This is a genomic window from Micromonospora sp. IBSANI012, from assembly GCF_052814045.1.
Map to the genome: position 1 here is coordinate 3,729,939 of NZ_CP199933.1, position 23,448 is coordinate 3,753,386.

Genomic DNA, 23,448 nt, shown 5'->3' on the forward strand with positions numbered 1-23,448 from the left:
GGTCGACGGGGCGGCGGTGACCGGCCCGTCGAGGGTTGGCAGGGGTCGGCGGGAAGCCTAGTCTCGGCGGATCGATCCGCCCTCGAAGGGATCATGAGATGCCTCCCCACCTCGCCAGATCCGCGCTGGTCGCCTCGGCGGTCACCGCGGCGCTGGTCGCCGGCGGCACGACCGCCTCGGCCGCCGGCGACCCCTACGACCACACCGCCACCGCGACGGTCTTCGCACCCAACCCCGTGCAGCAGCTCGGCGACCAGTCGCTGACCGACCAGAAGGACGCCGACTACGCCGCGCTGGCCGGGGCGTACCGGTCGGTAAGGCTGACCAACCTGGACGGTTCCGGCACCCTCACCGGCCGGTACGTGGCGGTCAAGAGCAAGACCGGCACGCCCGCCCGCACGGTGGCCGGCGGCTACCCGGCCTGGCACCGTGACGCCGACCAGTTCGAGCAGGTGATGGGCTACCACTGGGTGAACACCGCCCAGGCGTACCTGCAGTCGCTGGGCTTCGGCAACACGCTGCGCCCGGTCAACCAGCGGCAGATCGAGCTGCGCATCGACCAGTTCGGCGGCGACAACTCGTTCTTCCGCGACGACAAGGCGAACATCACGCTGGGCAAGGGCGGGGTGGACGACGCCGAGGACGCCGAGGTGATCGTCCACGAGTACGGCCACTCGGTGCAGGACGGGCAGGTGCCGGGCTTCGGCACCACGCTGGAGTCCGGCTCGATCGGCGAGGGCTTCTCCGACTACCTGGCGGTGGTGGTGACCAGCTGGGCCACCGGCACCCCGACCCGCACCCCGGAGGCCTGCGTGGCCGACTGGGACGCGGTCTCCTACACCCGTACCGCGCCGCACTGCCTGCGCCGGCTCGACGAGGCGAAGGTCTACCCGGGCGACGTGCAGGGCGAGGTGCACGCCGACGGCGAGATCTGGTCCGGGGCGCTGTGGGACATCCGCGCCGCCCTGGGTGACCGCCGCGCCACCACCGCCATCGTCGAGGCGCAGTTCGACTTCGCCGCCGACACCACGTTCCGGGACGCGGCGCTGGCCACCGTCTCCGCCGCCGGGCGGCTTTACGGCGCCTCCGCCGCCGCCGCGACCCGCACGGTCTTCGAGGCCCGCGGCATCCTCTGAGCCGACCGGCCGGGGCGCCCGTCGAGGCGCCCCGGCCCGGGCTCAGCGCGGGCGCAGCGACGACACCGCCACCGGGAAGTCGAAGTACGTCTGCGGGTGCGGCTCGTCGGCGTACCGGTAGTGCCACCACTCCCGGTCGTAGTTGACGAACCCGGCCTGCTCCATCAGCCGGCGCAGCAGCTGCCGGTTCTGTCGGGGCGTGCCGGTGACGCGCGGGTCGGCGGTGTGCGCCCGGGGGTCGAAGCAGTCGAAGCCGGTGCCCATGTCGACGCCGCCGTCGGCGAAGCGTTGACCGGCCGGTGCGGTGCAGGCCACCAGCGGCTGCCCCGGGTGATACGTGGCCCCGGGCGACGCCGGCACCGGCTCCAGGGTCAGGTCGAGGGTGCTGCCGCTGCTGTGCGAGGTGGGCGCGCCGATGTAGCCGTCGTCGAAGAGCTTCGACTTGGCGACGTGGGGATAGAACTCGGCCTTCGTCTTCTCATCCGCGGGGTCCTTCGCCCAGCGGACGAAGTCGTCGGCCGCCCGCTGGGGTCGGTAGCAGTCGTACACCCGCAGGCTGCGGCCCTGCGCACGGGCGGCGGTCTGCACCCGGCGCAACGCCTCGGCCGCGGTGCGGGTGAGCAGGCAGAGCGGTTCGGGGTAGCCGTCGACCGGCCGGCCCACGAAGTTGTGCGCGGTGGCGTACCGGATGTCCACCGTGATGCTCGGGTCGACCTCGGAGAGCAGCACGAAGTCGGCCGGGGCGGGCGAGCCGCTCGGCGACGGCGTGACCGCGCTGGGCCGCGGCGCCGGGCCGGGAGGCCGCTGGCAGCCGGCGACCGCCGCCACCGCCAGCAGCAGGGCCAGCACCCGGGCGACCCGCCGCGCGCCGGACGGCGGCACCGCGCCGGGCCGCACCCGGGACGCGGGTGTCACCGCGCGGGTGCGGGCCCGGGCGGAAGTCACGCCCGACGCCCCGCGGCCGCCCGTCGGCGACGCCGCCCGGCCAACGCGCCGACGACCGTCGCCCCGACCAGCAGCAGCGCCGCCCCGGCGAGCGGCCCGGGCCGCGCCCACCGGTGTCCGAGCGGGTCCACCCGCGCCGGTCCGCCCGCCGCGGCCAGCGGCGGCGGGGTGCCGGTGGCCGTGGGCGGCGGCGAGGCCAGCTCACCGGGGCGGACCAGCCGGCCGACGGCGGCGGCGCGGGGCAGCGCGAAGCCCCAGTCCAGCAGCGCGGCACCCTGCTCCCAGCCGCGCCGGTCGGTCGCCTCCGCGCCGAGCAGGGTCACCACCAGCCGCCGCCCGTCGCGCTCCGCGGCGCCGACATAGGTGTGCCGGGCCAGGTCGGTGTAGCCGGTCTTGCCGCCGAGCGCGCCCGGATAGCGGTAGAGCAGCTGGTTGTCGTTCTGGATCTGGAACGCCTTCTCCCGCAGCGTCGGCTGCGCGGGCACGACCGCCTCCCGGGTGGCGTCGTAGCGGCGGAAGTTGGCGTCGGCGAAGCAGGCCCGGGCGATCAGGGCCAGGTCGTAGGCGCTGGTGAACTGGCCGGGCCCGTCCAGCCCGGACGGGGTCACCGCGTGGGTCTGCAACGCGCCCAGGCGGTGTGCCTCCGCGTTCATCGCCCGGATGCCGCCGGCCTGTCCGTCGGGGCCACCGCCGAGCCGGGCGAGCGCATTGGCCGCCTCGTTGCCGGACTTCAGCAGCAGCCCCAGCCAGATCGTCTCGATCCGGTAGCGACCGCCCTCGGCCAGCCCCACCGCGGAGCTGCCCGGTTCGATGTCGAGGTCCCCGGCGGTGACGGTGACGACCTGCCGGGGGTCGAGCCGGGGCAGCATGGTGGCGGCGAGCAGCAGCTTCTGCACGCTCGCCGGGGTGGCGTACTCGTGGGGCCCGCAGCCGCCGAGCACGGCGCCGCTGTCCAGGTCCGCGACCAGCCATGAGGTCGCCGGCACGGCCGGCGGCGCGGGCGACCCGGCGGGCGTCGCCAGGCCCGGGGTGGCCAGGGCGGCCCCGCCGACGGCCCGCTGCGCCGGGTCCGCCCGGGGTGGCGCCGGCCGGGGCGGCCGGGACCCCGACGGTACGGACGGGCACGGGCCGGTCCTGACGGCGCCGGTCCCGGTGGTGGCGACAGCGGTGCGGGCGGGGACGGCGACGGCCGGGGTGCCCGCCGGCGACAGCAGGACGGCGGCGACGGCGGCGACGATCCGACTGGTGACTCTCACTCTGTCGCACGGTAGTGAGGCGCGGCGGTCCGCTCCCCCCTTCCGCGCAATCACCGCCGGCGGGCGGGGCCGGGCCGCTAGGATCCCGGCCCCGCCGCGTCCGGGTCAGTGCCGCCGGGCGACCTTGCAGATCTCCACCGGCTGGGCGGGCGCCCCGTCGACCGGCGCCGGGTCCTCCGGGGTGGGCGCGATCCCGCCGGCGGCGATCCGGTCGAGCGTGGCCAGACCGGCCGCGTCGACCGAGCCGAAGACCGTGTAGTTGGGGCGCAGCGCCGAGTCGGCCTGCACCAGGAAGAACTGGCTGCCGTTGGTGTCCGGCCCGGCGTTGGCCATGGCGAGGGTGCCGCGCGCGTAGAGCCGGCGGACGCCGGTCGGGTCGGTCGGCGCCGGCGGCAGGTCGGTGGGCAGTTCGTCGGCGTACCGGTAGCCGGGGCCGCCCTCGCCGGTGCCGGACGGGTCACCGCACTGGAGCACCTTGAGCGTCGGGTACGCGGTCAGCCGGTGGCAGGGCGTGCGGTCGTAGAACCGGTGCCGGGCCAGGTGCAGGAAGCTCTGCACTGTGCACGGGGCCTGCTCCCGGTCCAGCGTCAGCCCGATCGGGCCCTGGTTGGTGCGCAGGGTGACCCGCACGGTGCCCCGGTCCGGCGTGCGCCGGGGGTCCGGGGGCAACGGCACCGGCCGGGCCGCGGGCTCGTCGGGCGTCTCGGTGTACGCGCACGGCCCGTTGGTCGTCCGCGGCGGCGCGGACGCGTCGGTGCCCGGCGCGGCGACCGCGGCGGTGCCGCCGGCGACGACCAGCGCGGCCGAGGCCAGCGTCACGCCGGCGAGGCGGCGCAGCGTCGGGGCCACGGACAGCCGCGGCGGGGTGGCGGGCGGTCGGGGTTCGCTCGACACGTGGGGTCCTCCCTGGACTCGTGGTACCAGAAAGACCGGAGTCTATGGAGGTGTCGGCCGGTTGTCGACGCCGGTCAATCCCACTGGACCGCGCGCCGCCGGGGCCGGCGACGCCGTCGCCCGACCGCCAGCAGCGCGGCGAGCAGCCCGACCAGCCCCGCCGAGCCGCCGACCACCGCCCCGCCGAGCCACTCCGGGGCGCCACCGGACGACCGGCCGGCGGCCACGGCCGCCCCGGCGTCCGGGCCCGCCGACGGGGTCGCAGCGGCGCCGTCCCCGGTGACCTCCCCCGGCTGCACCAGCCGGCCCACCGAGGAGTCCGGCGGCAGCGAGAAGCCCCAGTCGAGCAGCCGGGCGCCCTGCTCCCAGGCCCGTACCGGCCGTCGTTCGGCGTTGAGCAGGGTGACCACCAGCCGCCGGCCGTTCCGCTCGGCGGCGCCGACGTAGGTGTGCCGGGCCAGGTCGGTGAAGCCGGTCTTGCCACCGAGCGCACCCGGGTAGTCGTGGATCAGCGGGTTCTCGTTCTGGATCTGGAAGCCGCGCTTGCGCAGGGCGGGCTGGGCGGGGATCTGGGCGCGTTCGGTCAGCGCGTACCGCTGGAAGGTGGGGTTGGCGAAGCAGACCCGGGCGATCAGCGCCAGGTCGTAGGCGCTGGTGAACTGGCCCGGGCCGTCCAGGCCGGAGGGGGTCACCGCGTGGGTCTGCAACGCGCCGAGCCGGCGCGCCTCGGCGTTCATCTCCCGCACCCCGGCCTCCGCGCTGCCGGCGCCGAGCCGGGCCAGCAGGTTCGCCGCCTCGTTGCCGGACTGGAGCAGCAGCCCGAGCCAGACCGTCTCCACCGGGTACCGGCCGCCCACCAGCAGGCCCACCGCGGAGCTGCCGGGCTCGATGTCCAGGTCGTCGCGGGTCACCGTGGCCACCTGCTTCGGGTCCAGCTTCGGCAGCATGGTGGCGGCCAGCAGCAGCTTCTGCACGCTCGCCGGGGTGGCGTACTCGTGCGGGCCGCAGCCGCCGAGCACCTCGCCGCTGTCCAGGTCCGCGACCAGCCAGGAGGTGGCGGTGACCGGCGGCGGCGCGGGCGTGCCGGGCGGCACGACCAGGCCGGGGGTGGCCAGCGCCTCCCCGCCCACCGCACGTTGCGCGGGCACCGGCTCCGGTGGGGTCGGACGGGGCGGACGGGTCACCGCCGGCGTCGGCAGCTTCGGGCAGGGCGCGGTCACGCCGGGAGCCAGGGCCGTCGGCGGCGCGGCGTCCGCCGGGACGGCGGTCCCGGTGCTGAGGAGTACGGCGACGGTGGCGGCGGCCAGGACCCGGGCTCTCATGGTCAGGCACCCTACCGAGGCCGGCCGGCGGGCCCGGCGCGGCTCACCCCCGCCGCCCGGGGCCGGCGAGCCCGGTCTCGGCGAGGTAGTCGTACAGGGTGGCCGAGGCGCGCAGCCGCCGCAGGCTGCGCCGGTGCAGGTCCTGCTCGCGCCGGGCCAGCTCGGCGTGCACCCGTTGGGGCCGGCCGCTGGTGCGCATCTCGTCGAGGACCGCCGTCACGATCTCGAAGGGGTAGCCGCCCCGGCGCAGCAGCGCGACGACCTGCGCGGCGCGCAGCTCCGCCGCGTCGTACAGCCGGTAGCTCGTGCCCGGTTCGCGCGCCGGCCGCAGCAACCCCCGCTCCTCCCACAGCCGGAGCTGCGAGGTGCGGACGCCGACCAGGTCAGCGACCTCGCCGATCCGGGCGCCGCGCCGGGGCGCGGGCACCACGACCGGCGGGCTGACCACCACCGTCTCGAAGGCGCCCAGGACGCGGCGGATCTCGGTCCGCTCGCGGTCCAGTTCGGCGTGGCCGGCGTCCAGCGCCGTCAGCGCCGCCGCCAGGTCGCCCCGGTGGACCGCGAGCATCACCTCCCGGGTACGCGCCCAGCCGTGCCCCTCGGCCATCCGGCGCAGCACGGCGAGCGCCCGCACGTGCGCGACGGTGAGCACCCGGTAGCCGCTCGGGGTGCGCTCGACCGGAGGCAGGACCCCCTCGTCGAGATAGTTGCGCACCTGCTGGGTGGAGATCCCGGCGGTGGCCGCGACGTCGACCACCCGCAACCGCCCGTCCTTCACCGGGTCAGCCTATCGCCTGCTACGTGGTTTGAGACTTTCCCGCCCACATCGCGCGGCGCTGCTCGGGGAGCCGGCGTCAAAGCTTGCATAGGAACTTGAATGAGACGATCGAATCCATGGAACAGCCAGCGCGGAACGCCGCCGACAGCCACGACGTCATCGAGGTACGAGGCGCCCGGGAGAACAACCTCACCGGGGTCTCGGTCGACATCCCCAAGCGCCGACTCACCGTCTTCACCGGGGTCTCCGGATCCGGGAAGTCGTCCCTGGTCTTCGGCACCATCGCCGCCGAGTCGCAACGCCTGATCAACGAGACGTACAGCGCCTTCCTGCAGAGCTTCATGCCGAGCCTGAGCCGGCCGGACGTGGACGCGCTGCGCAACCTGAGCGCGGCGATCGTCGTCGACCAGGAGCGGATGGGCGCCAACTCCCGCTCGACGGTCGGCACCGCGACCGACGCGTACGCGATGCTGCGGATCGTGTTCAGCCGGCTCGGGCAGCCGCACGTCGGGCCGGCCGGCGCGTTCAGCTTCAACCTCGCCGAGGGGATGTGCCCGACCTGCGAGGGGCTGGGCCGGGTCTCCGACCTCGACGTGCAGGCGATGGTCGACGTGGAGCGGTCGCTCAACGACGGGGCGATCCTGGTCCCGAACTTCGCCGTCGACTCCTGGTACTGGCAGACCATCGTCGGCTCCGGCCTGTTCGACCCCGACGCCAAGCTGCAGGACTACACCCCGCAGCAGTGGCAGGACTTCCTGCACAAGCCGGCCACGAAGATCAAGATGGGCAGCAACAACTGGACGTACGAGGGGCTGGCGGTGAAGGTGCGCCGGCTCTACCTGGCCAAGGACCGCGAGTCGATGCAGCCGCACATCCGGGCGTTCGTGGACCGGGCGGTCACCTTCTCCACCTGCGCCGACTGCGGCGGCGCCCGGCTCAACCCGGCGGCGCTCTCCTCGCGGATCGCCGGGCGCAACATCGCCGAGTGCTCCGCCATGCAGATCAGTGACCTGGCGGAGTTCGTCCGCGCCGTGGACGACCCGTCGGTGGCTCCGCTGGTGGCCACCCTGCGCGAGACGCTGGACTCGCTGGTGGAGATCGGTCTCGGCTACCTCAGCCTCGACCGCGAGTCGGCGACCCTCTCCGGTGGCGAGGCGCAGCGGGTCAAGATGGTCCGGCACCTGGGCTCCAGCCTCTCCGACGTGACGTACGTCTTCGACGAACCGACCGTCGGGCTGCACCCGCACGACATCGCCCGGATGAACGACCTGCTGCTGCGCCTGCGCGACAAGGGCAACACGGTGCTGGTCGTGGAGCACAAGCCGGAGACCATCGCGATCGCCGACCACGTCGTCGACCTCGGGCCCGGCGCCGGCTCGGCCGGCGGCCGCATCTGCTACACCGGTGACGTCGCCGGCCTGCGCCGCTCCGACACCCTCACCGGGCGCCACCTCGACCACCGGGTCACCCTCCGCCACCCGGTACGCCGTCCGACCGGGCAGCTGCCGATCCGCGGCGCCGACCTGCACAACCTGCGCGACGTCGACGTCGACATCCCGCTCGGGGTGCTCACCGTGGTCACCGGGGTCGCCGGCTCGGGCAAGAGCTCACTGATCCACGGCTCGCTGCCGCGCCGCGGCGGGGTGGTCGTGGTGGACCAGTCCCCCATCCGCGGTTCCCGACGCAGCAACCCGGCCACCTACACCGGGCTGCTCGACCCGATCCGTACCGCCTTCGCCAAGGCCAACGGGGTCAAGGCGGCCCTGTTCAGCGCCAACTCCGAGGGCGCCTGCCCGACCTGCAAGGGCATTGGGCTGGTCTACACCGATCTGGCGATGATGGCCGGCGTCGCCTCGGTGTGCGAGAGCTGCGAGGGGCGCCGCTACACCGACGAGGTGCTGACGTACACGCTGCGCGGGAAGAACATCAGCGAGGTCCTCGCGATGTCGGTCACCGAGGCCCGGGAGTTCTTCCCCGGCGGCCAGCCCCGCGTCGTGCTGGACCGGCTGGCCGACGTCGGCCTGGGCTACCTCAGCCTCGGTCAGCCGCTGACCACCCTCTCCGGTGGCGAGCGGCAACGGCTGAAGCTGGCCATCCGGATGGCCGAGAAGTCGAGCACGTACGTGCTGGACGAGCCCACCACCGGCCTGCACCTGGCCGACGTCGACCAGCTGCTGGCCCTGCTGGACCGGCTCGTCGACGACGGCAACACGGTGATCGTCATCGAGCACCACCAGGCGGTGATGGCGCACGCCGACTGGATCATCGACCTCGGCCCCGGGGCCGGGCACGACGGCGGCCGGATCGTGTTCACCGGCACCCCCGCGGAACTGGTCGCGCAGGGCGACACCCTCACCGCTCGCCACCTGCGCGAGTACCTCGGCGGGTAGCGCGGCGGCCGGACCGGCTCAGCCGGTGGTCACCGGCTCCTCGGGACCGGCCCGGTCCCGCCACCGCTGCACGACAAGCACCACCGGGCCGACCATCAGCATGGACAGCGCGGCGGTCACCAGGAAGACGTCCAGGAAGAGCGTCGCCAGCACGCTGAGCACGGCCAGCGAGAGGGTGATCCGTCCGAGGTGGCCGGGGGTGGACAGCGGGCGGCGGTGCGTACCCCGGTAGTGGGGGTCGGCTGCGGCCATGGTGGTACCTGCCTTGCGTGGAGAGCGACCGGGGACGGCGACCGTCGCCGGCCGCCGGCCCTGGTGCCGCGCCGACCGGCGGCGCGGCCGATCATCGTGGCCGGGTTGTACCCGTTCTGAGCTGCGGGAACCGCCGAGGTAACCAGTACCACAGCCGGTGCACCGCCCGCCGGGTCACGCGCCGACGTCATCCAGCCGGCGCAGCCAGCGCCGCTGCCAGGGCGTCTCCACCGCCCGCGGGTGGTACCGCTCGCGTATCCAGCCCACCGCCCGGTCCGGCGGGAGGCCGTCCAGGATCGCCAGGGCGGCCAGCGCCGTCCCGGTCCGGCCGACGCCGCCCCGGCACGCCACCTCGACCCGCGCGCCGTCGTGCGCCCGGCGTAGGGCCTCCCCCAGCGCGTCGAGGGCGTCGGCGCGGTCGAGCGGCAACCAGAAGTCGGGCCACCGGATCCGGCGGTGCGGCCAGGCCGGGACCGGGCCCGCGGCCAGGAGCAGGGCGAAGTCGGCGGGCGAGGCGGGATCGCCGACGCGGCGACCGCGCACGGTCGCGCCGCTGGGCAGTACGACCACCCCGGTCGTCTCGGACCAGTCCACGCCGGTGATTCTGCCGCCCGAGGCGTACGAAACAGCGCCGCCCCCGGCCCTGGTGGGTCGGGGGCGGCGCTGGGGTGTCGGTGTGCAGGTCGCCTCTCGGCGAGTGGCACGACGCGGCTCCAGCCGAACGGTATTCCGCGAAGGCAATTTAGGTGAGGCCCGGGGACACTGGACACACCGACACCTGACTCAACAGGCTACCCGCTCCGGGTCTTCCACCCGCTCTGGTGACGCGTGCCACTGGTTGTTCCGGTCCGTGGGTTGCGCTGGTCGGTGGGTGGGGTGTGGCCCGCCGTGCCCGGCTCCGGGCGGTCAGGCTTGATCGCTGCGCCGGGCACGGCGGGCCACACCCCCGTCGTGGGCGAGCGCCACGCGGGCCCTCACCGCCCCGAACCCCACCCTCTCCTTGTTGGTTCGCGGGCCAAACACCGCTGGCCGGCACCCCGTTCGGGGTGCCGGCCAGCGTGATGGTTCAGGTGCGGGTCAGCTGTTCCAGTGCTTGGCGACCAGGTCGGCGGCCTGCTGCTCCCACTGGGCGTAGTGGTCCGGGTAGGCCGACACCTGCACGGTCTGCGCGGCCTCGGTCAGCGGCATGTCCTTCCAACCGTCGACCTGCTTCAGACCCTTCAGAAACGCCATCGTGGAGTACTCGGGGTCGGTGATCTGCTCGACCGTGCCCCAACCCGAGGACGGACGCTGCTGGAACAGACCCTGCGAGTCGTAGTCGTTGCGCTCACCCAGGTGACCCAGGTTCTCCAGCTTCGACTCCTGCAGGCTGGTCGCGATGGCCACGACGGCGGCCCGCTCGTCCATGCCCGACTTCTTCGTCGCCGCGATGATCGCCTTCACGTTCTTCGTCTGCTCGCCGCCCACGTCGATGCGGGACTGCTTGCCCTGCACACCGTGCGGGATCAGCTTGCCCTTGTCCACACCCGGCTTGTCGGCCTGCACCACGGCAACCGGCTTGGCGTCCATGGCCGGGGCGGCGTGGGCCTCGGTGACCGGGCCGGCGAAGACGCCACCGGCGAAGGCCAGACCAGCGATACCCAGCACGCTCTTACGCAGAATGGTGGTGTTCATGAGGGTGGCTCCATTCGGGGGTTGGCACCCAGGCTCGATGGGGGTCGAGCGGGCACAAGCACTACGACGGCGCTCAAAAGATCAAGGGAAAGTCTTCGCCCGGCAGGCTTCACGAGCGGGGGGCTCGGCGCCGGGTCCATGTGTAACGACCGGCGGCCCGCCATCATTCCGGGGGCCCATCCCCGGGCCGGCCACGTGATGGGGCCAGGCCAGCGGGGTTGCTGCTGCGATCGTCCAGGTGATGTAACGACCCCGGCCCGGCCATCATTCCGGCGTGCGGGTGCCGCCGGTCACGGGACGACCCGACACTGGCTGACCCAGACCCGGACATCCGGGCACGCCCAGCGGACCCGATAACCGGACATCCGGCACGCGGATGCCAAACCGGGAGCCAGACAACCGGGCACGCCGATCCGGCCGGAACCGGACATCCCGACACGGCGAGCCGACGGATCGGATCGGGACAACCCCGCGCGATGCCGCCCTCAGTTCGCAGCTCCGCCCGCAGGTCGCGGCCCGCCCTCAGGTCGCCGGCCGCCTGCACTCACGGCAAACCGGCGCCGGGCCACCTATAGGGGCGCACGGTTTGCGGCGTGTCCCGGGATCCCGCGCCCATGTCTCCGCAACACACCGCAAATCGCGGAGGCGACGAGTCGGCGGCGGGCTGGGGCCCGGGCGGGGCGATTCGCTTATCCGGGGGCAAGGGGTGGCCGGGCGGCGCGGACCTGCGGGGCGGGCGGGTCAGGAGGTGCGGGCGCGGACCTTGGCGGCGCACTCGGCGACCACCGACCGGGCGTCCAGGCCGAGACTCTCGATGGCGACCAGCGCGGTGAAGACCACGTCGGCGAGTTCGGCGGCGACGTCCTCGCGGGTGTGGGTGACCCCCTTGCGCGGATTCTGGCCGAGCACGCCGATCCAGGCGCCGGCCGCCTCGCCGGCCTCCTCGGTGAGCTTGAGGATGCGGCAGGTCAGCTCCGCCTGCCCGGTGCCGTTGGCGGCGTCCAGCCAGCCCCGCGAGGCCCGTACGGCGTTCCAGATCGACTCGTCCATCTGATCAGTGAACCGGACAGGGGTGACGATCCGTATCCGGGGACGGTCGGCGGGATGACGCCGGCCCGGTGGTGGCGACGATGCCGCCAGCTGGACCGGAAGGGACGTGCGGTGTGATGCCGGAGGCCGTCGAGTCGGTGTTCGCCAGTGTGGTCAGCCGGAACCCGGGCGAACCGGAGTTCCACCAGGCGGTACGGGAGGTGCTGGAGAGCATCGGCCCCGCCCTGGCCCGTCACCCCGAGTACGCGCGGGCGCGGATCATCGAGCGGATCTGCGAGCCGGAGCGGCAGGTCATCTTCCGGGTGCCGTGGGAGGACGACCACGGCCGGGTCCAAGTCAACCGGGGATTCCGGGTGGAGTTCAACAGCGCGCTCGGCCCGTTCAAGGGTGGCCTGCGCTTCCACCCGTCGGTCTACCTGGGGATCGTCAAGTTCCTCGGCTTCGAGCAGATCTTCAAGAACGCGCTGACCGGCCTGCCGATCGGCGGCGGCAAGGGCGGCGCGGACTTCGACCCGAAGGGCCGCTCGGACCGCGAGGTGATGCGCTTCTGTCAGAGCTTCATGACCGAGCTGTACCGGCACATCGGCGAGCAGACCGACGTGCCCGCCGGGGACATCGGGGTGGGCAGCCGGGAGATCGGCTACCTGTTCGGGCAGTACAAGCGGATCACCAACCGGTACGAGTCGGGGGTGCTGACCGGCAAGGGCCTGTCGTACGGGGGTGCGCAGGTGCGCACCGAGGCGACCGGGTACGGCGCGGTGTTCTTCGCCGAGGAGATGCTCGCGCAGACCGGGGACAGCCTGGACGGCAAGCGGGTGGTCGTCTCCGGGTCGGGCAACGTGGCGACGTACGCGATCGAGAAGGTGCACCAGCTCGGCGGGACGGTGGTGGCCTGCTCCGACTCGGACGGCTACGTGCTGGACGAGAAGGGCATCGACCTGGAGCTGCTGCGGGAGCTGAAGGAGCAGCGCCGGGTCCGGCTGGACGACTACGTGCGGCACGTGCCGCACGCGGTGGCGGTTTCCGGCCGTACCGTCTGGGAGGTGCCCTGCGACCTGGCCCTGCCCTGCGCGACGCAGAACGAGATCGGCGGCGCGGAGGCCGCGGCGCTGGTCGCCGGCGGCTGCGTGGCGGTGGTCGAGGGGGCGAACATGCCGACCACCCCGGAGGCGGTGCGCATCCTCGGCCGGGCCGGGGTGAGGTTCGCCCCGGGCAAGGCGGCCAACGCCGGCGGCGTGGCGGTGAGCGCGCTGGAGATGCAGCAGAACGCCAGCCGGGACTCGTGGACGTTCGCCCAGTCGGAGCAGCGGTTGCGGGAGACCATGCGGGACATCCACGCCCGCTGCTGGGCCACCGCCGAGGAGTACGGCCTGCCGGGCGACTACGTGGCCGGCGCCAACATCAACGGCTTCCGCCGGGTCGCCGAGGCGATGCTCGCGCACGGCCTGGTCTGAGCCCACCGTCCTGACCGGGCGGTCAGTCGGTATCGGCTGACCGTTCGGTCAGGAGGGCATTGACAGCGTTCGACGGCGGGGCCTAGCTTCAGGGCGCTACCGGCCGGTAGGCACCGTCCCGCCTGGCCGCCCGCGCACTGGGGCGGCACCGTCCCCGGGGGAGCATCGATGCTGTCCTCATCCACCCGACTCGTCCGCCGCCTGCTCGCCGCCGGCGCCACCCTCGCCCTGACCGTCGGGCTCGCCGGCGCGGCGCCCGCCGCCGCCGCCGACCGTGACGGCGACGGCTCCCAGCCACTGCCCGGCTACACCATCAGCAACCCGCCGCTCGCGCCGCTCGACGTGCGGGGCACCCCGTCGACCGTCCGGCAGGGCGTGCACCGGCACGCCGGCTACATCATCGAGATCCCCCCGGCGTGGAACGGCGAGCTGGTCATGTGGGCGCACGGCTACCGGGGGCAGACCACCGTGCTCTCCCCGGAGACCCCCAACTACGGCCTGCGGCAACGCCTGCTGGACCAGGGGTACGCCTGGGCGGCGTCGTCGTACTCCACCAACGGCTTCGACATCCGCTCCGGCGTGGTCAGCACCCGGGAGCTGGCCGATCTCTTCGCCGGGACCGTGCGGCGGCCACACCGGACGTACCTGACCGGGGTGTCGATGGGCGGCTACATCATCGGCCGCTCGCTGGAGCAGTACCCCGGCTACTACGACGGGGCGCTGCCGATGTGCGGCGTCCTGGGCGACCACCAGCTGCTGGACTTCTTCCTCGACTACAACCTGGTCGCGCAGGCCCTCGCCGGGGTGCCCGCCTACCCCACGCCGGCGGACTACCTGACCAACGCGGTGCCGCGGATCCAGGTCGCGCTCGGCCTCGCCGGGCTCACCCCGACCGGGCCGGACACCACCAACGAGCGCGGCAAGCAGCTCCGGGAGATCGTCATCAACCGCTCCGGCGGCCCGCGTCCGGGCGCCGACCGGGCCTTCGCGGTCTGGAAGGACTTCCTCTTCGGGATCAGCACCACCAACGGCGGCGACTCCCCCGCCCAGCGGCCGGGGCAGCTCGCCACCAATCTGCTCACCCGCTACACGCCGAACACGCCGGTGGACGTCAACGCCGCCGTCCAGCGGGTCGCGCCGGAGAACGTCCGGCAGCGGCTCTCCCCCACGTTGACCGAGGTGCCGCGGATCGCCGGGCGGCCCACCGCCCCGGTGCTCAGCCTGCACGACCTGGGTGACCTGTTCGTGCCGTTCTCGATGGAGCAGGCGTACGCCCGCGACGCGGCGTGGCACGGCCGCAGCCGGCTGGTCGTGCAGCGGGCCATCCGGGCCAGCCAGCACTGCGAGTTCACCCCGGCCGAGGCCGGCGCCGCCTGGGACGACCTGGTGTCCTGGGTACGCACCGGCGCCCGCCCCGGCGGTGACGCGGTCGCCGACCCGAAGGCGGTCGCGGCGGCGGACTTCGGCTGCCGGTTCAGCGACCGGGCCGCGTACGCCACCGGCGTGGGCACCCGTCGGCTCTACTCCGCGTGCCCCTGACCGGACCCGGACACGCCGCTGGCCGGCACCCCGCTCGGGGGTGCCGGCCAGCGCGTCGTTCAGGTGGGGTCAGCTGTTCCAGTGCTCGGCGACCAGGTCGGCAGCCTGCCGCTCCCACTGCGCGTAGTGGTCCGGGTAGGCCGAGACCTGCACGGTCTGCGCGGCCTCGGTCAGCGGCATGTCCTGCCAGCCGTCGACCTGCTTCAGGCCCTTGAGGAACGCCATCGTGCTGTACTCCGGGTCGGTGATCTGCTCAACGGTGCCCCAACCCGAGGACGGGCGCTGCTGGAACAGGCCCTGCGAGTCGTGGTCGTTGCGGTCACCCAGGTGACCCAGGTTCTCCAGCTTCGACTCCTGCAGGCTCGTGGCGATCGCGACGACGGCGGCCCGCTCGTCCATGCCCGACTTCTTCGTCGCGGCGATGATCGCCTTGGCGTTGGCGGTCTGCTCGTCGCCCAGGTCGATACGGGACTGCTTGCCCTGCACGCCGTGCGGGATCAGCTTGCCCTTGTCCGCGGCCGGCTTGTCCGCCCGCACCGCGACGGCGGCGGCCCGGGTGTCGACCGTGTCGGTGGTGCCGTGGTTCAGCGGACCGGCGGCGAGACCACCGGCGACGGCCAGACCAGCGATACCGAGAACGCTCTTACGCATCATCGTGTTCATGGGGTAGCTCCTTCGGGGGTTGGCGCCACGACTCGACGGGGGTCGAGCACGCGCGCAGGCACCACGACAGGGCGCTCAAAAGATCACAGGGGAAAGTCTCTGCCCGGCAGGTCATCGCGAGCGGGGGGCTCGTGGCGCCGGGACCATGTGTAACGACCGGCGGCCCACCATCATTCCGGGGGCCCCGCATCCCGCGGCGGCCACATCATCGGGCCAGGCCAGCGGGGTTGCTGCTGCGGTCGTACGGAGGATGTAACGACGCCGGCCCCGCCGCCATTCCGTCGCCGGGGTGCCGGCGGTCACGGGACACCGCGCACGGTCACCCGGATACCGGACATCGCTTACGAGCGGACCCGGACATCCCGCACCTGACGGGACATCGCGTCCGGCGACGACGAGGCCGCAGGGGACGCCCGCCCGTACCGAACGCGCCCGGTAAGGGACAGGCCGCAGTCGGCTTACCTCTCGTGCCGCCCGTGACCGCCCAGGCCCGTGGCGACGTTCTGCGGGCCGCTTGTCGTCGGGGATACCGAGGGAGGCTCGGCCACGTCGGCGCCCACCGCTGCGGCCGGCGATCGGTCGTCGGGCGGCTGCGGCGGTGAGATCCAGGTGACCAGCACCACCGAGATGATCATGAGGAGGAACCACGACGCGAGCTTCGTCGCCGAGACCGGGTGCCAACCGCCCACCTGGCTGGGATACAGCCAGGCATGCGACCAGGTGGCGATGTTCTCCGCGAGCCAGATGAAGACGGCGACGAGGAAGAAGGCCAGCAGGAGCGGCATGCGCCACCGGAACCGGAAGATCCGGAACTGCATGACACAGCGCCCGAACACCAGAGCGACGACGGCGACGAGCAGCCACCGCACGTCCCGGACGTAGTGGTTGGTGAAGAAGTTGGCATAGATCGCGGCGGCCACGACAGCCGTCACCCAGCGCCTCGGGTAGCGCACGAAACGCAGGTCGAACAGCCGGTTGACCCGGACCATGTAGGAGCCCACCGCGGCATACATGAAGCCGCTGAACAGCGGCACCGAGCCGAGCCGCAGGACGCCGTCGGGCGCGTAGGACCACGAGCCGATGTGCGTCTTGAACAGCTCCATCGCCGTGCCGACGAGGTGGAACAGCACCACCACCCGCAGTTCGCGCAGGGTTTCCAGGCGTCCGGCCACCATCGCGATCTGGATGACGACCGCGGCGAGAGTCAGGACGTCGTTGCGGGCGAACGGCGCGTCCTGCGGGAACCACAGATGCGCCGCGAAGGTGACCGCCAGCATCGCCCCACCGAACACGCACGCCCAGGCCTGTTTGAGCCCGAAGACCGCGAACTCGGTCAGCCAGCCGGCCGGGCCGCGCCGGGGCAGCCGGGCCAGGATCGCGCGCAAGCGGGCATCGATCGCGCGTTCGGCCGTGGTCAGGGTGGCCGGTCCGGAAGGGGTACGCATCGCCGCGACGCTATCGTGCCGGCGCAGCTCAACCGGCACCGACGGGGTGCAGCGGAGGCATCACGCCCGGCACGGTCGGCAGAGTCACGGCGAACCCGGTGGAGGAGGCGCCCACCCCGCCACTACGGTGCGGGGATGCCGCTGCACCCCGACCCCGAACCATCCGCCGGACACCTGCTGAGCACCGACGACGGCACACCGCTGGCCCGGCTGCGGCTGCGCGACGACGACGGTGAACGCGTGGCCGGGGAGGTGACACCGCTGCCGGGAGCGGACGTGCGGGTGCTCGCCGCCCAGGCGCGCCGGGACCTCGCCGGCGCGCGGCTGGAGACGCCGGACGACGCCCTGACCGCCGCGCTGGTCGCCGGGGGTCTGACGCTGCGCCGGGCCGCCACGGACATGCGGCACGACCTGACCGACGTACCGGAGCCGGTGCCGCTGCCCGCCGGCTGGTCCTGGGCACCCGCCGGGTGGGACGACGACCTGGCCGAGGGGCTGGCGGCGGCGTACGGGCCGGACCACCCGGACGGGCGGTGGCAACCGAGCGACACCGCCGAGGTGCGCGGGATGTTCGAGCGGGCCGAGCCGGTCCCACCGCTGCTGCCGGCCTCGGCGCGGGTGGTCGGTCCGGACGGGCGCAGCGCCGGTCACGTGCTCGCCGCCGGGCCGGTGCCGTGGACCGAGGACCTCTGCGCCTGGATCCTCAACCTCGGGGTGGCGCCGGCGGCGCAGCGGCGGGGGCTGGGGCGGGCGCTGCTCGGCCACGCGCTGCGCGGGGCGCATGCGGCCGGGCTGCCCCGGGTGGGGCTGTCGGTTGCCGACGGCAATCCGGCCCGCCGGATGTACGACGAGGCCGGCTTCCGCCCGGTGGCCCGGGTGCTCACGGTGCCACTGCCGGGCGACGACGAGTCGCCGGACGCGCAGCCCTAACCGGGCGCACCGGCATGCGCCCGTGAGCGCCGGAACACGTGCGGGCGCCCGCCGGAATCCTCCGACGGGCGCCCGCCCTCACTGTTCCGGGCCCTGCCCGGCGTGCGGGATCAGCGTGTCGACCCCATGCCGAAGCGGTTGCGCCGGCGCCACACCAGGCTGCCCAGCATCAGGACCGCCCCCGCGCCGACGAGACCGCCGCCGACCTTGAGCGGGGTGCCCATGCTGTCACCGGTGACGGGGAGCTGGTTCCCGCCGTGCTTCTTCGGCAGCACCGTGATGGTCACGCTGGCCGTCCGGTGGGAGTCGCGACCGGTCGCGGTGAAGGTGAGCTGGCCGACCTCGGTCGGCCGGTAGCTCTTGGTGTACCGGCCCGCCTCGTTGGTGTACGCGGTGAAGTGCCGCGGCGCCGGCTGCGGGTAGGCGACCGCCGCCATCGCGACGGTGCTGCCGTCGCTGCGGCGCGCCGGCTGACCGGGGACGGAGGCGGCGAGGGGCGTCACGCTCACGTCGATGTCGACGGTCTCGGTGCGACCGAAGTTGGTGCCGGTGAGCACCACGGTCTGGCCGATGACGATCGTCGTCCGGTTCGCCGTCAGGGCTGCCGGCTGCGGCACGTAGTCGGGCGGTGGCTCGGGCACGCCAGGGGTCGGCTGCGGCTGCGCCGCCCCCGCCGCGGTCGGCGCCAGCACGACGGCCAGGCCGGCCGTGAGCGCCATGATGATGCGGGATAGCCGCATGGTGGTCTCCTCCTACTGGTTGCAGCTTGGTGCGGAAACAACTTGGGTGGTCCATGGGGTGGCTGTGGGGGTGAGCCAGAGCTCGGGCGTACCGGCGGTGTTCCTCCCGGTCAGCAGGTCGACGTCGAGCGTCCGGGTGGCCCCGGGCGGGACCTCGACGTTCGCCACGCCCACCTGCCGGCGCCGCTCCGTGCCGCTGCCCAGGGCAGCGTCCGCCCCGTCGATCCGGGCGCCCATCACGGCGCCGCCGGCGGGGCTGAAGATGTACACCAACGTGCGGATGGTGTACGGGTCGCCGGCCTTCCCGGCGCCCAGCACCGACCTGGTCAGGCCGGACGTCGGCGCCGAGGAACGCAGGCTGAACCGCAGGCGCAGCTGACGGCGCCCCTCGCCCTGGCACTCACCGACGGTCAGTTGCGCCGCCGGCTTCAGGTAGTAGCCGAGCTTCGCGCCGCTGCCGTCGTTGAGGAACACCCCGACGCTGGGCACCGTCTCGCGCTCGGGCAGGATTCCGCTCACCCGGCCTTCGCCGAAGATGCGCTGTTCCTCTGACCGGGCACTCCAGAACAATATCCTTCTTTCCGCTATAGAGCGGTCGAAAGCGGACAAAACAGCCTTTGGGTCGACTTTCGCCGCGAGAAACGCGTCGAACACGGCGGCGGCGGCCGCCGCGTAGTAGGCGTCCTGCTCCTTCAGGCCCATGCTCCGGTAGGTGTCGGAGAGCAACGTGCGGACGACGGTGTCGGCGGCGAGCTTCGGCCCGCCCGGCACCGCGACCGGGCCGGTCGCGGCCAGCAGGTACGACAGCGCCACCGGGTCGACCGCCAGCACACCGTCCACGGTGGTGCCGGTACGGAGCCGGACCATCTCCCGGTAGAGCTTCGCCGCGGTCGGGAAGTGCGGGGTCAGGTTGACGTCCGCCGGATAGATCGCGGGCAGGTCGGTGTAGAGCCGGCGCATCTCAGCCGAGAGCGTGGCGACGGGCGGATCGAACCGCCGCAGGTCCACCGCACTGCCCTGCGTCACGATCTCGACCCGGCCGTTGTCGGCGCGGATCACCGCGTACGCCCCGAGCATCCCGCCGGTGGCGCGCAGCTCCGCCGGATTCTGCGAGACCAGCAGGTAGGTGCGGCGCCCGTCGGCCCCGAGCAGCGCCGGGAGCACCTTCGCCCCCTGGTCGGCCGCTCCGGTCAGGCCGGCCAGCCGGTCGATCTCCGCCCGCAGGTCGGTCAGCGCCGTGCGCACCTGTCCGACCAGGTCGGTGGTCGGCACCGCGTCGAGGCGGGTACGGGTCTCCCGCACCGCGGTGTTCACGTCGGCCAACTCGGTCGAGACGGCCCGCAGCCGCGCCACGTCCAGCCGCCCCTCCCTCGGCACCAGGGTGGCGAGGTCGGTACGCACCAGCGTGGGGAACGCGCGCCGGGCGAGGTCGTCGATGGCGACCGCGATCTGGCGTACCGCTCCCAGGTCGTCACCGGCGTACGGGGAGCGCTGCCCCAGCCACCAGCTCGGGTCGCCGGTGGCGTCCCGGGCGGCCCCGGCCTGCTCCTGGAGCGCGGCGAGGGTGCGCTGGGCCCGCGCGGCGTCCCCGCCGACGATCTGGGCGCTCAGCTCCCGGGCGAGACCGGCGGCGTTGAGCAGGTGGGCCCGCGCCTGCCAGCCCCGGAAGGCGACCCATCCGGAGCCGGCCAGGAGCAGGGACCCGACCACGAGTCCGACGAGCAGCGCCCGCCGGATGCGTGCCCTGGTCCGTCGCCGCAGGCGCCTGCGGCCGCGACGCGACACACCGCTCTCGGTCACACCGGTCTCCACTTCGAAACGGACACTAATGACGATTCATCCGTTTTCTAGCATGAATAACCACGCGGACCTGCGGCTTTCGCCGCTTTACGGCCTTAAAAAGCGTTCTGCGAGGATCGTTCGAGTGCTCAGCGGCTGCGGCGGGCCAGCGCCACCTGGTTGAGCAGGTCCTCGACCCGGTCCACCCCCGCCCGCAGCGACATTTCCCGCAGGTACGTCTCGCGCCCCCGCCGCCCCATTTCCGAGCGCGCGGCGGCCGGGATGGTCGAGGCGAGCCAGAACCGGTCGGCCAGCGTGGCCCAGTCCTCGGGCGGGCAGGACAGTCCCGCCCGGGCCCGCTCCACCAGCTCCGCGGTGTCCCCACCGGCCGAGGCGATCACCGGCGCGGCGCAGGCCAACGCGGCCTGCAACTTGCCGGGCACCGTGCCGCGCAGCTCGGGCAGGTCCCGGAGCATGACCAGCTGGTAGTCAGCGGCCGCGTACAGCTCGGGCATGTCCAGCGGCGACCGGCGCTCCACGAAGCGGACGTTCTCCGCCCGCAGCTCGGCGGCGAGCCCCCGCACCCGCCGCTCCTCCGCGCCCGAGCCCACCAGCACCAGGTCCATCCGTCCGTCCAGCGCCGCCGCCGCGCGCACCGCCGTCTCCAGCCCCTGCCGTACCCCGATCGTGCCGGCGTGCATCACCACGCACCGCCCGTCGCGTCGGACGAATCCCTGCGCGGCGCGGCTGGGCCGGACCGGCTGGAAGATCCGCTCGTCGGTCCAGTTGAGCACCACCCGCACCCGGTCGGGGTCGACGCCGTCGGCGAGCACCAGGTCCCGCATGGACGGCGCGGTGACCGCCAGGGCGTCCGCCTCGCGCAGCACCCGGCGCATCGTGATGGCGAGCCGTCCCGGCCCGCGTTGCCGCTGCGCGCCGTCGCCGGTCACCTCCTCCTCCGGCCAGAGGTCCTGCACGTGCAGCACGGTCGGCACCCGGCCGAGCATCCGCAGCAGCGCGGCGGTGGCGAACGTCGTCGCGGGCAGCTGGAAGACGTAGAGCACGTCAACGTCGGCCAGGTAGCGGCGCCCGACCATCGCCACGCTGCCGGCGAAGGAGAGGTGACTGGCCATCCGGGCGCCGGTGGAGCCGTCACCGCCGGCGTAGCGGGGCACCCGTCGTACGGTCAGCCGCTCGCTGCGGGTCAGGTGCCGCCAGCGCTGCCGCCAGCCCGGATAGACGTGCCCGCCGGGATAGTCCGGGAAGCCGGTCAGCACCCGCACCTCGTGCCCCCGGGCGGCCAGCTCCTCGGCGAGGCTGCCCGGGATGAAGGCCGGTTCGGGCGGGAAGTGGTAGGACAGGATGCCGACCCTCATCAGCGGGTCCCCCTCGGCGGGGCGGCCGACCCGCTGCCGGAGCGGGTCGACACGCTGCGGCGCGCCGCAGTGCGGGCCGCCGCCCGCGCCCGGGGACGGCGGCAACCAGCCGCCCCCGGCGCGGACGATCCCGGCGCTCCCAGCGGCATGCACCCGGCCGTACGACCAGCGGTGGCGCTCATCGGCGCAGCCGGGTGAGTTCCTGCGTGCGATCGGTGACCCCGTCGACCCCGTTCGACTCGCCGTGGCGGGCCACCGGTGCCCGGTCCGCGGGAACCTTGGTCTTGCCGGTGGTGGCGATCCGGTACGCCTCGTACTGGTAGGCGTCGGCCTTGGCCACCTTGGTCATGTTCAGCACGCAACCGAGCAGGCGCACCGAGACCGAGTGCAGCGACCGGGACGCCGCGGCGACCTGGGTCCGCGAGGTACGCCCCTGCTGGGTGACCAGCAGCGCGCCGTCGGCCTGCACCGCCACGACCACGCCGTCGGTGACGGCCAGCAGCGGCGCGGTGTCGATGACCACGATGTCCGCCGACTCGCGCAACGCGAGCAGCAGGTCCGCCATCGCCTTGGAGCCGAGCAGCTCGCTCGGGTTCGGCGGCGCCGATCCGCTCGGGAGCACCAGCAGCGACTTGTCGCCCCAGCGCTGCACCACGTCTCCGACCTGCACGTCGCCGACCAGCACGTCGGTCAGGCCGACACCGCCGTCGAGGCCCAGGTAGTCGGCGATCTTCGGCCGGCGCAGGTCGGCGTCGACCAGCAGCACCCGCCAGCCCGCCTCGGCCAGCGCGATGGCCAGGTTGCAGGAGAGGGTCGTCTTGCCCTCGCCCTGCAGCGCGCTGGTGACAGCGATGACCCGGGCGGGCTCGTGCACGTCCACGAACCGCAGGTTGGTCCGCAGCTTGCGGACCGCCTCGGCCCGGGCGGAGGTCGCCGCGTCGCCGACGATCAGCGGTGCCGCCTTCGCGCCGGCCTCGAACGGGATCTCGCCCAGCAGCGGGCTGCCGGTGACCCGTTGCAGCGCGGCGGCGTCGCGCATCCGGACGTCGAGCAGCCCGCGCAGCACGGCCAGCGCGGCGCCGAGCAGCAGACCGACCAGGCCGCCGACGATCAGGTTGCGGGTGGGCTGCGGCGAGACCGGGCTGGAACTCACCCGGGGACCACTGACCACCTCGATCTTGATGGGAGCGGCCTGCCCCTCGGCCGGCGTCTCGACCTTCTGCACCAGCTCCACGAACTTCGCCGCGAGCGTCTCGGTCACCCGCATCGCCCGGGTCTGGTCCGTGTCGGTGACGGTGGCGCGCAGCAGCACGGTGCCGGTCTCGGTGGAGGTGCTGAGGCGGCGCTGCACGTCGTCGGCGGTGAGGCCGACCTGCGTCTCGGCCACCACGCTCTGCGCCAGGCGGTCGCTGCGCAGCAGGTCCGCGTAGGACTTCACCCGTTGCTGGAGGAAGAGCCCGCCCTGGTAGGCGTCGGTGACGCCCTGGCTGGGCGTGGTCACGAAGAAGGTCACGGAGGCCACGTACCGGGGTGGCGTGCGAACGGTGATGAGGGCGGCTGAGCCGACCGCCACCATCAGCGTGACCAGGACGATCCACCAGTGTCGGCGGATCAGGCGCAGGCAGGTGCGTACGTCCATCACGCTCTCCGTTCCGCCGGGACAACTAGCCGGTGAAACTGCACGAAATCCCCCAATACTTCCCAAACGGCATGACAAGATCTATACGCCGCAAGATAGCCGTGACTCAACCAAACGAATGTAAGCCATCGAACATCCCCAGAGACCTGAATCCTCGCAATCAGGCAACAAACGCAGAGGACACCA

Annotated in this window: 20 protein-coding genes; 5 read left to right on the forward strand and 15 right to left on the reverse strand. The window is 73.5% G+C overall.

Going from position 1 to position 23,448, the window contains the following annotated elements:
* The first annotated feature begins 98 nt into the window (after window positions 1–98).
* Complete coding sequence (locus ACTWM8_RS17220) at window positions 99–1,136, forward strand: M36 family metallopeptidase (protein WP_446209910.1); 1,038 nt, start codon at window positions 99–101, stop codon at window positions 1,134–1,136.
* A gap of 42 nt (window positions 1,137–1,178) precedes the next feature.
* Here ACTWM8_RS17220 and ACTWM8_RS17225 read toward each other — a convergent pair whose 3' ends face one another.
* The 5 genes from ACTWM8_RS17225 to ACTWM8_RS17245 all read right to left on the reverse strand — a co-directional run bounded on the left by ACTWM8_RS17225 (window position 1,179) and on the right by ACTWM8_RS17245 (window position 6,331).
* The gene (locus ACTWM8_RS17225; protein ID WP_446209911.1) at window positions 1,179–2,081 is read right to left on the reverse strand and encodes a M15 family metallopeptidase; all 903 of its coding nucleotides are present in this window, start codon (window positions 2,079–2,081) and stop codon (window positions 1,179–1,181) included.
* A complete protein-coding gene (locus ACTWM8_RS17230) occupies window positions 2,078–3,337 on the reverse strand; it encodes a D-alanyl-D-alanine carboxypeptidase family protein (protein WP_446209912.1) in 1,260 nt (419 codons plus the stop codon). Before ACTWM8_RS17230 ends, ACTWM8_RS17225 begins: the two co-directional genes overlap by 4 nt.
* A 105-nt stretch (window positions 3,338–3,442) precedes the next feature.
* Window positions 3,443–4,231, reverse strand: a complete 789-nt coding sequence (locus tag ACTWM8_RS17235) for a peptidylprolyl isomerase (RefSeq protein WP_377611616.1) — start codon at window positions 4,229–4,231, stop codon at window positions 3,443–3,445.
* A 74-nt stretch (window positions 4,232–4,305) separates the two neighbouring features.
* Entirely contained in the window at window positions 4,306–5,553 is a 1,248-nt protein-coding gene (locus ACTWM8_RS17240) for a D-alanyl-D-alanine carboxypeptidase family protein (RefSeq protein WP_446209913.1), read from the reverse strand.
* A 43-nt stretch (window positions 5,554–5,596) separates the two neighbouring features.
* Entirely contained in the window at window positions 5,597–6,331 is a 735-nt protein-coding gene (locus ACTWM8_RS17245; RefSeq protein WP_446209914.1) for a MerR family transcriptional regulator, read from the reverse strand.
* A 116-nt stretch (window positions 6,332–6,447) separates the two neighbouring features.
* Between ACTWM8_RS17245 and ACTWM8_RS17250 the strand changes: the two genes are divergently transcribed.
* Complete coding sequence (locus ACTWM8_RS17250) at window positions 6,448–8,721, forward strand: ATP-binding cassette domain-containing protein (RefSeq protein ID WP_446209915.1); 2,274 nt, start codon at window positions 6,448–6,450, stop codon at window positions 8,719–8,721.
* Between the two features lie 18 nt (window positions 8,722–8,739).
* On the opposite strand, the gene ACTWM8_RS17255 is transcribed toward ACTWM8_RS17250, so the two are convergent.
* From ACTWM8_RS17255 to ACTWM8_RS17270, 4 genes are all read right to left on the reverse strand, one after another.
* Window positions 8,740–8,973 (reverse strand): hypothetical protein, encoded by a 234-nt coding sequence (locus tag ACTWM8_RS17255; RefSeq protein WP_446209916.1) that lies wholly within the window; start codon window positions 8,971–8,973, stop codon window positions 8,740–8,742.
* A gap of 174 nt (window positions 8,974–9,147) precedes the next feature.
* Window positions 9,148–9,567 carry a protein-tyrosine phosphatase family protein gene (locus ACTWM8_RS17260; protein ID WP_446209917.1) on the reverse strand — a complete coding sequence of 140 codons (420 nt, stop codon included), beginning with the start codon at window positions 9,565–9,567 and terminating at the stop codon, window positions 9,148–9,150.
* Window positions 9,568–10,050: 483 nt separating this feature from the next.
* The gene (locus ACTWM8_RS17265) at window positions 10,051–10,647 is read right to left on the reverse strand and encodes a hypothetical protein (RefSeq protein WP_446209918.1); all 597 of its coding nucleotides are present in this window, start codon (window positions 10,645–10,647) and stop codon (window positions 10,051–10,053) included.
* Between the two features lie 741 nt (window positions 10,648–11,388).
* The gene (locus tag ACTWM8_RS17270; RefSeq protein WP_088961804.1) at window positions 11,389–11,697 is read right to left on the reverse strand and encodes a MazG-like family protein; all 309 of its coding nucleotides are present in this window, start codon (window positions 11,695–11,697) and stop codon (window positions 11,389–11,391) included.
* Between the two features lie 116 nt (window positions 11,698–11,813).
* Between ACTWM8_RS17270 and gdhA the strand changes: the two genes are divergently transcribed.
* Together gdhA and ACTWM8_RS17280 are read left to right on the forward strand one after the other, a co-directional pair.
* Window positions 11,814–13,151: an NADP-specific glutamate dehydrogenase gene (gene gdhA, locus ACTWM8_RS17275; protein WP_446209919.1), complete on the forward strand. Its 1,338-nt coding sequence runs from the start codon at window positions 11,814–11,816 to the stop codon at window positions 13,149–13,151.
* Between the two features lie 168 nt (window positions 13,152–13,319).
* Window positions 13,320–14,690, forward strand: coding sequence for an alpha/beta hydrolase family protein (locus tag ACTWM8_RS17280; protein ID WP_446209920.1), 1,371 nt, complete (start codon window positions 13,320–13,322; stop codon window positions 14,688–14,690).
* Window positions 14,691–14,759: 69 nt separating this feature from the next.
* Here ACTWM8_RS17280 and ACTWM8_RS17285 read toward each other — a convergent pair whose 3' ends face one another.
* Window positions 14,760–15,353 carry a hypothetical protein gene (locus tag ACTWM8_RS17285; RefSeq protein WP_446209921.1) on the reverse strand — a complete coding sequence of 198 codons (594 nt, stop codon included), beginning with the start codon at window positions 15,351–15,353 and terminating at the stop codon, window positions 14,760–14,762.
* A 458-nt stretch (window positions 15,354–15,811) separates the two neighbouring features.
* Window positions 15,812–16,837, reverse strand: coding sequence for a DUF817 domain-containing protein (locus tag ACTWM8_RS17290; protein WP_446209922.1), 1,026 nt, complete (start codon window positions 16,835–16,837; stop codon window positions 15,812–15,814).
* 96 nt (window positions 16,838–16,933) lie between these two features.
* On the opposite strand from ACTWM8_RS17290, the gene ACTWM8_RS17295 reads away from it, so the two are divergent.
* Entirely contained in the window at window positions 16,934–17,728 is a 795-nt protein-coding gene (locus ACTWM8_RS17295; RefSeq protein WP_446209923.1) for a GNAT family N-acetyltransferase, read from the forward strand.
* A 110-nt stretch (window positions 17,729–17,838) separates the two neighbouring features.
* On the opposite strand, the gene ACTWM8_RS17300 is transcribed toward ACTWM8_RS17295, so the two are convergent.
* The 4 genes from ACTWM8_RS17300 to ACTWM8_RS17315 form a co-directional block, all read right to left on the reverse strand.
* Window positions 17,839–18,468 (reverse strand): hypothetical protein, encoded by a 630-nt coding sequence (locus ACTWM8_RS17300; protein WP_446209924.1) that lies wholly within the window; start codon window positions 18,466–18,468, stop codon window positions 17,839–17,841.
* 12 nt (window positions 18,469–18,480) lie between these two features.
* Window positions 18,481–20,268 carry a DUF4012 domain-containing protein gene (locus ACTWM8_RS17305; protein WP_446209925.1) on the reverse strand — a complete coding sequence of 596 codons (1,788 nt, stop codon included), beginning with the start codon at window positions 20,266–20,268 and terminating at the stop codon, window positions 18,481–18,483.
* A gap of 128 nt (window positions 20,269–20,396) precedes the next feature.
* The gene (locus tag ACTWM8_RS17310) at window positions 20,397–21,623 is read right to left on the reverse strand and encodes a glycosyltransferase family 4 protein (protein WP_446209926.1); all 1,227 of its coding nucleotides are present in this window, start codon (window positions 21,621–21,623) and stop codon (window positions 20,397–20,399) included.
* 178 nt (window positions 21,624–21,801) lie between these two features.
* Complete coding sequence (locus ACTWM8_RS17315; RefSeq protein WP_446209927.1) at window positions 21,802–23,262, reverse strand: polysaccharide biosynthesis tyrosine autokinase; 1,461 nt, start codon at window positions 23,260–23,262, stop codon at window positions 21,802–21,804.
* Between the last annotated feature and the right edge of the window lie 186 nt (window positions 23,263–23,448).